14 protein-coding genes are annotated in these 12,097 nt (G+C 52.3%); 8 read left to right on the forward strand and 6 right to left on the reverse strand.

Annotation, left to right across the window (positions count from 1 at the left end):
- The first annotated feature begins 23 nt into the window (after window positions 1-23).
- The 3 genes from PHH59_RS11595 to PHH59_RS11605 all read left to right on the forward strand — a co-directional run bounded on the left by PHH59_RS11595 (window position 24) and on the right by PHH59_RS11605 (window position 1,988).
- Window positions 24-836 (forward strand): CatB-related O-acetyltransferase, encoded by an 813-nt coding sequence (locus tag PHH59_RS11595; RefSeq protein WP_300016013.1) that lies wholly within the window; start codon window positions 24-26, stop codon window positions 834-836.
- 67 nt (window positions 837-903) lie between these two features.
- Entirely contained in the window at window positions 904-1,410 is a 507-nt protein-coding gene (tpx, locus tag PHH59_RS11600; protein ID WP_300016016.1) for a thiol peroxidase, read from the forward strand.
- Window positions 1,411-1,505: 95 nt separating this feature from the next.
- The gene (locus tag PHH59_RS11605) at window positions 1,506-1,988 is read left to right on the forward strand and encodes a GNAT family N-acetyltransferase (protein ID WP_300016019.1); all 483 of its coding nucleotides are present in this window, start codon (window positions 1,506-1,508) and stop codon (window positions 1,986-1,988) included.
- On the opposite strand, the gene gluQRS is transcribed toward PHH59_RS11605, so the two are convergent.
- Both gluQRS and dksA read right to left on the reverse strand, forming a co-directional pair.
- On the reverse strand, window positions 1,985-2,863 hold the full coding sequence (gene gluQRS, locus PHH59_RS11610) for a tRNA glutamyl-Q(34) synthetase GluQRS (protein ID WP_300016022.1): 879 nt from the start codon (window positions 2,861-2,863) through the stop codon (window positions 1,985-1,987). The two genes, PHH59_RS11605 and gluQRS, sit on opposite strands and share 4 nt — an antisense overlap.
- A 23-nt stretch (window positions 2,864-2,886) precedes the next feature.
- On the reverse strand, window positions 2,887-3,321 hold the full coding sequence (gene dksA / locus PHH59_RS11615; RefSeq protein ID WP_300016025.1) for an RNA polymerase-binding protein DksA: 435 nt from the start codon (window positions 3,319-3,321) through the stop codon (window positions 2,887-2,889).
- A 119-nt stretch (window positions 3,322-3,440) separates the two neighbouring features.
- Here dksA and PHH59_RS11620 point away from each other — a divergent pair, with 119 nt between their 5' ends.
- The 4 genes from PHH59_RS11620 to PHH59_RS11635 all read left to right on the forward strand — a co-directional run bounded on the left by PHH59_RS11620 (window position 3,441) and on the right by PHH59_RS11635 (window position 7,305).
- Window positions 3,441-4,607 carry a pyridoxal phosphate-dependent aminotransferase gene (locus PHH59_RS11620; RefSeq protein ID WP_300016027.1) on the forward strand — a complete coding sequence of 389 codons (1,167 nt, stop codon included), beginning with the start codon at window positions 3,441-3,443 and terminating at the stop codon, window positions 4,605-4,607.
- A 6-nt stretch (window positions 4,608-4,613) separates the two neighbouring features.
- Window positions 4,614-4,940 carry a rhodanese-like domain-containing protein gene (locus tag PHH59_RS11625; RefSeq protein ID WP_300016029.1) on the forward strand — a complete coding sequence of 109 codons (327 nt, stop codon included), beginning with the start codon at window positions 4,614-4,616 and terminating at the stop codon, window positions 4,938-4,940.
- A 127-nt stretch (window positions 4,941-5,067) separates the two neighbouring features.
- Window positions 5,068-7,005: an acetate--CoA ligase gene (gene acs, locus PHH59_RS11630; RefSeq protein WP_300016032.1), complete on the forward strand. Its 1,938-nt coding sequence runs from the start codon at window positions 5,068-5,070 to the stop codon at window positions 7,003-7,005.
- 66 nt (window positions 7,006-7,071) lie between these two features.
- The gene (locus PHH59_RS11635) at window positions 7,072-7,305 is read left to right on the forward strand and encodes an AbrB/MazE/SpoVT family DNA-binding domain-containing protein (protein WP_300016034.1); all 234 of its coding nucleotides are present in this window, start codon (window positions 7,072-7,074) and stop codon (window positions 7,303-7,305) included.
- A gap of 12 nt (window positions 7,306-7,317) precedes the next feature.
- Here PHH59_RS11635 and PHH59_RS11640 read toward each other — a convergent pair whose 3' ends face one another.
- The 4 genes from PHH59_RS11640 to gatC form a co-directional block, all read right to left on the reverse strand.
- Window positions 7,318-8,460, reverse strand: a complete 1,143-nt coding sequence (locus PHH59_RS11640; protein ID WP_300016037.1) for a YkgJ family cysteine cluster protein — start codon at window positions 8,458-8,460, stop codon at window positions 7,318-7,320.
- Between the two features lie 9 nt (window positions 8,461-8,469).
- Window positions 8,470-9,075 carry a Uma2 family endonuclease gene (locus tag PHH59_RS11645; RefSeq protein WP_300016040.1) on the reverse strand — a complete coding sequence of 202 codons (606 nt, stop codon included), beginning with the start codon at window positions 9,073-9,075 and terminating at the stop codon, window positions 8,470-8,472.
- A 10-nt stretch (window positions 9,076-9,085) separates the two neighbouring features.
- The gene (gene gatA, locus PHH59_RS11650; RefSeq protein ID WP_300016043.1) at window positions 9,086-10,531 is read right to left on the reverse strand and encodes an Asp-tRNA(Asn)/Glu-tRNA(Gln) amidotransferase subunit GatA; all 1,446 of its coding nucleotides are present in this window, start codon (window positions 10,529-10,531) and stop codon (window positions 9,086-9,088) included.
- An 86-nt stretch (window positions 10,532-10,617) separates the two neighbouring features.
- Window positions 10,618-10,905 carry an Asp-tRNA(Asn)/Glu-tRNA(Gln) amidotransferase subunit GatC gene (gatC, locus tag PHH59_RS11655; RefSeq protein WP_300016047.1) on the reverse strand — a complete coding sequence of 96 codons (288 nt, stop codon included), beginning with the start codon at window positions 10,903-10,905 and terminating at the stop codon, window positions 10,618-10,620.
- 111 nt (window positions 10,906-11,016) lie between these two features.
- Between gatC and PHH59_RS11660 the strand changes: the two genes are divergently transcribed.
- Window positions 11,017-12,060 (forward strand): rod shape-determining protein, encoded by a 1,044-nt coding sequence (locus PHH59_RS11660; protein ID WP_300016050.1) that lies wholly within the window; start codon window positions 11,017-11,019, stop codon window positions 12,058-12,060.
- Window positions 12,061-12,097: the final 37 nt, after the last annotated feature.

Consider the following 12,097-nt stretch of genomic DNA (forward strand, 5'->3'; position numbering starts at 1 on the left):
ACACTTAATAGCTAGGAATTACTATGACAGTAATCGTTTTGGACGAGGCTAAACTAAACTGGCTGGCAGCTAAGCACATCTATTTCTACAGAAGCGGTACGCGGCCCAATATTAATCAGAAACTCAGTTGGTTGCCGAATGTGGAAGTGGAGCCTTACGTAGCCTATCTTCATGTGGAGGTAAGGCCTGATGCACATCTTGGCGGATACGCACTTTGGCCTATGGGTGCTTTTTCGTACTCATTTTCGTTTTTACCTACTGATACGAAGGTGGGGAGATACTGTTCCATAGCGACAGGCGTTAAAGTGATCGGGGAAAACCATCCCTTAAATCGTTTGTCTTCATCGCCTTTTACTTATGATTTAACGCATAAAATATTTAGCCAAGCCTGTGAGGATCTTGGGATAGGTTTTCAATCTGCTGGTGACCCTATCGTCCCCGCCACAAGAAATCTGGCGCCAATTATCAACCATGACGTGTGGGTAGGCGCCGATGTGTTGCTCGGACGGGGCATTACGATAGGGAATGGGGCTGTGGTTGCCGCCGGCTCCGTAGTGACTGAAAATGTCCCCGCCTATGCCATCGTTGGCGGCGCACCCGCCCGCCTTATCAGATATAGGTTTCCCGAACAGACAATTGAACAACTTTTGAGTATTGGTTGGTGGAATTATGCCTTCCCGGATTTTCGCGGCATTGACATGGCTTCCGACATTCAACAGCAGTTGGCACTGCTTGAAGAAAAGATCAATCTGCAAGAAATTATTCCCTACAGGCCTAAAAAATTACGGAATTCAGATTTATTGGCGGTTTCAGATGAGCCGTCCTTAAGCGATTAGATGTTAAAAACCAAACCATTTCAAAGCCAGCACCCTAAATCGATTTTCAATACGGCAAATCTACATCATGGCAAGCATCACTTTCCAAGGCAAACCCATTAACACCAGCGGCGAGTTGCCTAGCATCGGCAGCCCGGCCCCCGATTTCAAACTTGTCAACGGTAAATTAAAAGACGTAGGTCTGGCGGCTTACGCAGGTAAAAGAAAACTGCTGAATATCGTACCCAGCCTGGATACGCCCACTTGTGCCGCTTCCGCCCGCCTGTTCAACCAAAAAGCCGCCAGCCTTGCCAACACCGTGGTGCTGCTTGTTTCCGCCGACTTGCCGTTCGCGCAATGCCGTTTTTGCACTAGCGAAGGCTTGCAACATGTGATTCCCTTATCGACTTTCCGCTCCAGTTTTGCCGATGATTACGGCGTACGCCTGACTGATAGCATCCTGGCAGGATTGACGGCACGGGCGGTGGTGGTGATCGACGCACACGACAAGGTCGTCTATACCGAACTGGTCGCCGAGCTGGCGAATGAGCCGGACTATGATAGCGTCTTGCGGGTATTGGCATTGGCGGAGTAACCGTGCGGTTTGTTAAAACGGGATGGTTTGACGTCGGCTAGGACAGATTATTATTCCTTTGCGTTTATGTCCCCATCAACCCAAAAGGGCCAATCATGACGACTATTGTCTTGGCGGATTTGTTTTTGCCCGCCCACGCGGATTCCATTGTTTCCCTTTTGAATGAATACGCCCAAGATCCGATGGGTGGCGGTGCTGGATTGCCCGCGTTCGTCCAAGCCAATTTGATTGCCGAACTGAGAAAACGTCAAGACGCCCATGTGTTTATCGCGATGCAGGACGATGTAGCGGTCGGCATGGCGATCTGCTTTGAAGGCTTCTCGACGTTTGCCTGTAAACCGCTATTGAATGTCCACGATATGATCGTCTCTGCAAACTATAGGGGGCGCGGTATTTCCAGGCGGCTACTGGCAAAAGCCGAAGAAACCGCCATCAATTTAGGCTGTTGCAAACTGACGCTGGAAGTGCTGGAAGGTAACACGGTTGCCCAAAGAGTCTATAGAGATTGTGGTTTCGACGCTTATGAATTGCATCCGAAAATGGGCAAGGCCATGTTTTGGCAGAAAAAACTGGTTTAAGAAATACTAAGCGTTTGCGTATTTTTCAATGCTTCTGGATGCCAATGTGCAACCGCCCAATTCAATAACTCAGTAACTGAAGCCCCCGTCAATGCCTTTGGTGGTTGTTGTTTCAACAAGTCCAGCAAATTAAAAATAAGTGCTGACGGATTATGGGTGTCCACCGCAGTCGCGAGGGTCTGTTTGCTGAGTTTGAAACCGTATCGGTCAATTATCACCGGGACATGCACATAGCGTGGCGTCGGATAGCCTAATAATTGCTGCAAATAGATTTGCTTGGGCGTGGAGGTAAGCAAATCGCAACCGCGTACGATTTCGTTGACTTGTTGCAGATGGTCATCAACAACGACGGCAAATTGGTAGGCGATGACATGGTCTTTGCGTTTGACGATAAAATCGCTATGCGGCCCGGATAGTTGTTCAGTGACCAAGCCTTGCAGCAAATCATCAAAAATAACCTGCCATGTGTCGGTTTTTAACCGTAAGGCATGGGGGATGCCAGGGGAAACATGATGGTTTCGGCAATGTCCTGAATAATTTTCAGAGCCGGGCATTTTCCGGCTACAGCCGCAACGGTATAGCCAGTGGTTTTGTAAGAGATAGTCGAGCTTATCCTGATAACACGCTAGTTGCCGGCTTTGATAGGCGATGCCGCCATCCCAATGCAAACCGAGTTTGTCCAAGGTGTCGAGGATGGAAGCAACCGAACCGGGGCGGTTGCGCGGGGTGTCCAGGTCGTCTATGCGCAGCAGCCAGCGGCCTTGTTGGGAACGGGCTTGCAGAAAACTGGCAAGCGCGGTGTAGAGGGAGCCTAGATGCAAAGGGCCGGTCGGCGAAGGTGCAAACCGGCCTATGACAGTTTGCTTTTCTGGCACGGCAATCGGGCTAACAAATGGCTTTAACCCATTTGTTTTTCGCGGATTTCGTCCAAAGTTTTGCAATCAATACAAAGTGTTGCAGTAGGCCGTGCCTCAAGGCGGCGGATGCCGATTTCGATGCCGCAAGACTCGCAATAACCATAATCGCCGGATTCAATTTCTTTCAGGGCGTCATCAATTTTCTTGCTTAAACGGCGTTCACGGTCACGGGTCCGTAATTCAAGGCTGAACTCAGACTCCTGGGTGGCACGGTCGTTAGGGTCAGGAAAATTGGCGGCATCGTCCTGCATGTGGTTTACAGTACGATCCACGCCCTGCATCAGTTCGGCTTTCCAGTTTTTTAAAATATTCTCAAAATGTTTCAATTGAGCTTCATTCATGTACTCTTCGCCTTCTGCTGGCACATAAGGCGTAAAGGTAAAAGGCGACGCAACCACGTTAGAACCAGTAGCCATCCATTAACTCCTACAAGATTAAATAAAACCGCGCATTTTTAGCAGAATAGCAGGCCGTTAGCAAGAATTATTGGTATCATCCGCACTTTTAATAAATCCAGCTTTTCATTAATCCCGACATGAGTTCAAAAATCGCCAAGCGTATGCAAGACATTTCTTCGTTTTATGTGATGGCTTTGCTCAATCGCGCGAAACAACTGGAAAGCTTGGGCAGGGACGTGATCCACATGGAAATCGGCGAACCGGATTTCCCCACGCCACCGACGATAATCGCCGCAGGTATCAACTTATTGCAAACTGGCGATGTGAAATATACGCCCGCCGCTGGATTGCCTGAATTACGGCAGAAAATCGCCTGTTTTTATCAAAGCCAATACGCTGTGGACGTCGCCGCCGAACGGATTTTTATTACGCCTGGCGCATCCGGGGCATTTTTACTGGCCTTGGGCATCAGTTTGAATCCAGGCGAAGAACTGCTGATGGCTGACCCTTGTTACCCCTGCAACAGCAATTTTGCCAGCTTGTATGGTGCAATTGCGCGTAGCTTGCCGGTCGATGCGGACAGTGCCTACCAATTGACTGCCGCCCAGATAAAACACCACTGGCGCGGTAACAGCAAAGGCGTGTTGATTGCGTCGCCATCCAACCCCACCGGAACCCTGGTTTCTCCAGAAGCCTTGCAAGCCGTAGTCCAAACAACCAACGCTTTAGGTGGCTGTTTTTATTCCGATGAAATTTATCACGGCTTGGTTTACGGGCAAACCGTCGCCACCGCCCTGCAATACAGTGACGATGTGTTTGTCATCAACAGTTTTTCAAAATATTTTGGCATGACCGGCTGGCGTATCGGTTGGCTGGTCGTGCCAGAGGAATTTGTCGAAGCGGCGGAAAAATTGGCGCAAAATATCTTTATCGCCACGTCCACCCATTCCCAATACGCCGCCTTAGCCGCGTTTGACCCTGAAACGCTGGCGGAACTGGAATGCCGCCGCGCAGAACTGGCGGCAAGGCGTGATTTTCTCTACGCGCAGTTGTTGCGTTTGGGTTTTACGATTCCTGTCAAACCCGAAGGCGCGTTTTACATTTACGCCGATTGTTCACGCTTTACCGATGACAGTTACCAATTCGCGTTGGATTTTCTCGAGCAAGAAGCCGTGGCGATCACTCCCGGCAAAGATTTTGGCAGCCATCACGCCCATCATAATTTACGGTTTGCCTATACCACGACTGTCGATAAAATGGCTGTCGCCATGCAACGCCTGGAAAGATTCATCAACAAAGGATAAATATCTATGACCGTCAAAACCATCACTGCAATTGAATTAAAAACCAGACTTGAGCAAGGCGAGCCGCTGTTTCTGCTCGATGTCAGGGAAGATTACGAATATAAATATGCCAGCATCCCCAACAGCGTGTTGATTCCGCAGAACAAAATCCCTGAGCGGATCAATGAACTGGATGCGGGCCAAGCCATAGTCGTGATTTGCCATCATGGCATGCGCAGCAAACGCGCCGCCAATTATTTGGTCAGCGTAGGATTTAACGATGTCACCAATCTCGAAGGTGGTATTGACGCCTGGTCTTTGTATTGCGACAGTTCCGTGCCGCGTTATGCGTAAATGACAAACCAACCCGTGTTGTCGTGTTGTAGGCTGCTATGCTGTGCGTACCTTTTTGGGTCGGTGTACTTTAAAAAGCCACGCGCAGCGTAGCCTGCAACTACAGTCTAAATCCCAGGAAAAAGCCATGTCAGACCCCCATATTTACCACGTCAAACCCGAAATCGCGGCACGGGCGCACATCACTGCCGAAACTTACCAGACACTTTATCAACAGTCGATAGACCAGCCAGAAGCCTTTTGGGACGAACAGGCGGGTAAATTTTTGACCTGGCAGAAACGTTGGGACAAGGTCATGGACTATGACTATCCGACGGCTTACATCCGCTGGTTTGAAGGCGGCAAGCTCAATGTCAGCGCCAATTGCCTAGATCGGCATTTGGCGGAACGCGGCGACCAAGTGGCGATTATTTGGGAAGGCGACAATCCAGACCAGGACAAAAAAATCACCTACAACGAACTGCATAGGGAAGTCTGCAAATTTGCCAATGTCTTAAAAACACAAGGCGTAAAGAAAGGCGATCATGTGTGCATTTATCTGCCGATGATCGTTGAAGCGGCGGTGGCGATGCTCGCTTGTACGCGTATAGGCGCGGTGCATTCGGTGGTGTTTGGCGGTTTTTCCGCCGAATCCTTAAAAGACCGCATCCTGGATGGGCATTGCCATTATTTGATTTGCGCCGATGAAGGCTACCGTGGCGGCAAAATCATCCCGATAAAAGCCACGGTCGATAAGGCCGCCAGCCACTGCCCGGCATTGGAAAAAATCATCGTCATCCGAAATACCGGACAAGCCGTTGCCTGGCAGGACTCACGCGATGTTTGGTATCACGAAGCAATGGCGGAAGCTTCCGCCGACTGCGAACCCGAAATGATGGATGCCGAAGATCCGCTATTCATCCTTTACACCTCCGGCTCCACTGGCAAACCCAAGGGTGTGCAACACAGTACGGGGGGGTATTTGCTCTATGCGGCGATGACGCACAAATATATTTTCGATTATCATGATGGCGATGTGTACTGGTGCACCGCCGATGTCGGCTGGATTACCGGACATTCGTATGTGCTTTACGGGCCGTTGTGTAATGGCGCGACCACACTGATGTTTGAAGGTGTACCGACTTATCCCGAAGCCGACCGTTTTTGGCAAGTCATCGACAAACATCAAGTCAACATTTTCTACACCGCCCCGACCGCGATCCGCGCCCTGATGGCGCAAGGCAATGATTATGTGGAGCGGACCGACCGTAGCAGCTTAAGGATTTTGGGCAGTGTCGGCGAACCGATCAACTCGGAAGCGTGGGAGTGGTACTACCACACCGTGGGTGAAAGACGTTGCCCGATTGTTGATACATGGTGGCAAACCGAAACCGGCGGCATCCTGATCACCCCGCTACCTGGGGCAACCGCATTAAAACCCGGTTCGGCAACCTTGCCGTTTTTCGGTGCGAGACCGGACATTGTCGATAGCAACGGGCAAGTGTTGCACGGGGTTGCCGAAGGCGCATTGGTGTTCAGCCACCCTTGGCCCGGGCAAGCGCGTACCGTCTACGGCGACCATCAGCGCTTTATCGACACATATTTTAAAACCTATCCAGGCTATTATTTCACCGGCGACGGGGCACGGCGTGATGCCGATGGCTATTACTGGATAACCGGACGGGTTGATGATGTGTTGAATGTTTCAGGTCACCGCTTGGGTACGGCGGAAATCGAAAGTGCGCTGGATTTGCATGAATTTGTCGCCGAATCCGCCGTCGTCGGTTTTCCGCACGACATTAAAGGCCAAGGCATCTACGCATTTGTCACCTTGCAAGTCGGTGTCGCGCCATCCGAGCAGTTCAAAAAAGAATTGGTCGCCCTGGTCAGGAACGAAATCGGCGCCATCGCCACGCTCGATGCCGTGCAATGGGCGCCCGCCTTACCCAAAACCCGTTCCGGCAAAATCATGCGCCGCATTTTACGCAAAATCGCCAGCAATGAGCTGGACAATCTCGGCGACATTTCCACGCTGGCCGACCCGTCGGTGGTGGAGGAGATTATTGCCAATCGCATAATTAAATAGCGATTTTATAGGTAGGGCGCATTAGCGATAACGTAATGCGCCTTGTCTATTTTTTAGGAGACCATCATGCAAGTCGCCAAATGGGGCAATAGCCTTGCTGTCAGATTACCTGTTGCCGTTGTTGAAGCCCTTGGGCTGAAAGAAGGGGACGACATAGAAATCCAAATCGCCGGAGAACGGCTTTTCGCATTGGCAAAGAAATCCGATACCGCCGAATTACTAGCACGATTACGCCAGTTTCGTGGGCGATTACCTGCGGATTTTAAGTTTGACCGTTTAGAAGCGGATGAACAACGCTAAGGAACTGCCATTTCACAACGACAACCCAACCCGTTTTCTGGCATCCAAACAGTTTTCGCTGCCCAAGGTGAAGTCGCGGCAGGTGCGCGGGCGGCCAGGGTAGATGGTACATGCGTAGATTTCGTGGGCGTTGTGACCGCCTGACAGGGCGGCGCAACGCGAACCGGTGCGCCGAAGCTTGCGGCGGCTACCGTCGGTGATGATCAATTCGGGATGGCAGTGGTTGACGGCTTCGTCATCGGTTACTTCGACGGCATCGTAGGCTTCGCGGCAACAGGCGCCACAGGTAAGGCAATCGAGTTCGGCGGCGGCTTCCCAGCGGCGGCAGGCGGGGGCGGTGTCGGGCAGTGCCACATCCGGTGCGTGCTGGCAATGCTGATGGGGGCCGTCGGTAAAACGCCAGGCGCAGTCAGCGCAACCGTGGCCCTGAAAATACTCGGCGATGGGGGCGTGGCCTGCCGGATGTAGTGCGGATGGCGAGGCGGCATCAGTCCATAAAGAAGGCAACGGCAATGTGTCTGAATCTGTGCGGCGGTCATCGGCAAGTTGGCGCGGAGTGACGGCGGAGGCTATCGCTGAACTCGCCGCCAACGCTTGGTGCAATGGTTGCCAGCGCGGCAAGGAGGCCCGCCATGCGCCGATACGCGCGGCGATGCAACTGCGCTCTCTTCGTCCGCCCACTGCTTGGGCGGCGGCGAACGGGTCTTCTGGTAGGCTATTCCAAAATGTGACGCGGAAGTCCGTAGTCGGGGCGAAAAAATCACGCAAGCCGACGCCGCCCGCCAGATAGGCTTGCAGGCGCAAGCAGGCATGTTCCCGCCACGGGTTGCTGCCAATTCCGTAACCTAGCCCCCAGTCTTCGCGGCTTTCGCCCGTATCGCCTTCGACCAGCGCGTGGCAAAGCTCGTGGAAAAGCATTTGTGCGAGCGAGTCGTCAGGGTCGAATAAGCCGTCGTCAGCGATCAATAATGTGCCGCGCCCGTCGCTGGACGCATACGCCCCGGTGGTGCGCCGGACGCGGAAACCGATTTGTTCGGCACAAGCCAGCCACACCCGCGCCAATGGGTCTTGGTAGCGGCGGGTGGCGATGCGGACACTGCCCGTCATGGCATCTTCACCATAATCTTGCTGCGTACTTGATGGGATTTGCGGCAATAACGCGGCTCACTCCGCAAACACATCCGCCAAATCAATCGGCAAATCGGGGAACAAATAAGGCACAGCCAACCCGTCTTGCGCGTACATGCCATGTAATTGGTATTTCTGGCTGTCGTCGTTTAACACAAATTGGTAGACCGATTGCTCGTAGGGGTAAACCAGCCAATATTCGCTCACGCCGTTTTCTTCGTATAAATCGAATTTGATACGGGCATCGCGTTTGGAATTGTTGGGCGAGAGGATTTCTATCACCCAGTCCGGTGCGCCGCTACAGCCTTGCACGGTGAGCTTGTCAGGATCGCAGATCACGCATAAATCCGGCTGTACGACGCTGAAAATTTCCCGATCCGCCAGTTTGGATTTGCGGCTGTCGTAAAGGCTGACATCGAAGGGAGCATGGAAAACTTGGCAAGGGTGTTTGTGGAAATAATTGCTGATCGGGCGTAACAAATCGCGTGAAATCCGCTGATGTTTTAGATTTGGCGCCGGCGCCATCAGCATAATCTTGCCGCGTATCAGCTCGACGGTTTCTTCAAACTGCCACGTCAGATAATCGGCGTAGCTGTAAGTGCCATCCATGTCCAATTGCGAAAGCTCGGTGATCTGCGCCATAGTTGCTACCTCATAGTTTAGGTGTTTGTTGATGCCAATCCGTGACTTGTTGATATTGGTGGGCGATATTCAGCAAACGGTCTTCGGCGAAATGCTTGCCGATGAGTTGCAAACCCACGGGCATTCCGCCACTGAATCCGGCGGGGATGGACATGGCGGGCAAACCGGCCAAATTGATGGCGATGGTGTAAATGTCCGCCAGGTACATGGCGATGGGGTCGTCCATTTTCGCACCGATACCGAATGCGGTGGTGGGCGCGACCGGACTCATGATGACATCGACTTGCGCCAAAGCCTTTTGGAAATCGTCGCTGATGAGGCGGCGGACTTTTTGCGCTTTTAGATAGTAAGCATCGTAATAGCCGGCAGATAGCGCGTAAGTGCCCATCAAAATCCGGCGTTTGACTTCTTTACCAAAGCCTTCGCCGCGTGAACGGGTGTACAAATCGGTCAAGTCGGCAGGGTTTTCGCAGCGATGCCCGAAACGCACGCCGTCATAGCGGGACAAATTCGCCGAGCTTTCGGCGCAGGCGATGACGTAATACGTCGGGATGGCGACGTTGAGATTGGGCATGGAAATGTCCACCAATTCCGCACCCAGTTTTTGGTATTCCGCCAACGCGGTTTGCAAGACGCTGGCAATGCCGTTATCCAGACCTTCCGCGAAAAATTCTTTCGGCAAGCCAATTTTCAAACCTGCCAATGGTTGGTCGAGACTGGCGAGATAATCCGGTACGGCGACATCGGCACTGGTGGAGTCTTTAGGGTCAAACCCCGCCATCGTCTGTAACAAGATTGCCGCGTCTTCGGCACTGCGCGTCATCGGCCCGCCCTGGTCCAGGCTGGAAGCGTAGGCGATCATACCGTAACGGGACACGCGCCCGTAAGTCGGTTTCAAGCCTGTGATGCCGCAAAACGCGGCGGGTTGGCGGATCGAGCCGCCTGTGTCAGTCCCTGTCGCGGCGACCGCCAAGCCAGCCGCGACCGCCGCCGCCGAGCCGCCGGACGAGCCGCCAGGCACGGTTTGCGTGTCCCAAGGATTGCGTACCGGGCCGTAAAAGCTGGTTTCGTTCGATGAACCCATCGCAAATTCGTCCATATTGACTTTGCCCAGCGTCACCGCGCCCGCCAGCTTGAATTTTTCGACCACGGTGGCGTTGTAAGGCGCGATGAAATTATCGAGGATTTTCGAGCCGCAACTGGTTTTTACGCCTAGAGTACAGAAGATGTCTTTGTGGGCAATGGGGATGCCAGTCAACAAGCCCGTATCGCCCGTTGCCAAGCGTTGGTCGGCGGCCCCGGCAGCTTGCAATGCGCTGTCTTCGGTGATGGTGATGTAGGCGTTCAGCTCAGGATATTGCCGGATGCGCTGGAGAAAATGCTGCGTCAATTCAACGCTGGTGAAGTCGCCGGAACGTAGGCCCTGCGCCAATTGGTTGATCGTTTTTTTGTGCATGTTGGGGGTTTCCTTGTTCAGGGAACGGAGCGCGGCCATCTTGTCCGCGAAGTGCGGCCAAGATGGCCGCGCTCCAAATTAAGGGTTTATTCGATAACTTTTGGCACCAGATACAGACTGTCTTCTACCTGCGGCGCAATCGCTTGGAAATGTCCGCGCTGGTCAGCTTCGGTCACTACATCAGGACGCAAGCGTTGCACTTGGTCTAAAGGGTGCGCCATTGGTTCGACACCTGTTGCGTCCAGCTCACCCATTTGGGTCATCAATTCCAACATCCCTGACAAATCTTTCGCATAGGAATCAACATCTTCCTTATCAATCCCCAGCCGCGCCAAGTGCGCGATTTTATTTACATCATCCGCCGTTAAAGTCATTTGCCACTCCATAAAAGCCAGTCGATTAAATATGATACTTTATATCTTGCCCAAATACCTGCTTGATTGATACAGTAGTAACATTTTATTCCCTAAAGGAAACAGGTAAAAATGCTCAAACGAATTCGCGGACTATTTTCTAACGATCTTTCTATTGATTTAGGAACCGCTAATACCTTGATATACATTCCGGGACAAGGGATTGTACTCAATGAACCATCAGTCGTAGCGATTAAAGAAGATAAAGTCCGTGGTTCAAAAACCATCGCCGCAGTCGGTATGGATGCCAAACGCATGCTGGGGCGCACACCTGGAAATATCACCGCCATCCGCCCGTTAAAAGACGGTGTCATCGCCGACTTTACCGTCACTGAGCGCATGTTGCGGTTCTTTATCGAAAAAGTCCATAAAAGCAAACTGTTACGGCCTAGCCCACGGATTTTGATTTGTGTCCCTTGTGGCTCCACCCAAGTTGAACGCCGAGCTATTAAAGAATCGGCGGCAATGGCGGGGGCGAGGGAAGTGTATCTGATTGAAGAACCGATGTCGGCGGCGATTGGTGCAGGTTTGCCCGTTGATGAAGCCTGTGGTTCAATGGTATTGGACATTGGTGGCGGCACATCGGAAGTGGCGGTCATTTCGATCAACGGCATTGTCTATTCCAACTCCGTGCGTATCGGTGGCGACCGTTTTGACGATGCTATCATCAATTATGTGCGCCGCAATTACGGTACCTTGATTGGAGAAGCCACCGCCGAGCGCATCAAAATGGAAATCGGCACGGCGTATCCTGGCAACGAAGTGATGGAAATTGAAGTGAAAGGCCGTAATCTCGCCGAGGGTGTGCCCCGCAGTTTCGCGTTGAACAGCAATGAAATCCTCGAAGCCTTGCAGGAACCCTTATCCGGCATTGTCGGTGCGGTGAAAGTCGCGTTGGAACAAACCCCGCCAGAATTGGGCGCGGATGTCGCCAACCGGGGCATTTACTTGACCGGCGGTGGCGCATTATTGAAAGACATAGACCGTTTGATCGCCGAAGAAACCGGCTTGCCAGTGTTTATCGCCGATGACCCTTTGACCTGTGTTGCCAGAGGCGGCGGCATGGTACTGGAAATGCTTGATAAAAAAGGTGTTTCTACGTTTTCGCTGGAATAAGTTGGAATTGTTGTTTAGTTTTGCACGTGTACGACGC

Source organism: Methylovulum sp. (genome assembly GCF_028687615.1).
GTDB lineage: Bacteria > Pseudomonadota > Gammaproteobacteria > Methylococcales > Methylomonadaceae > Methylovulum.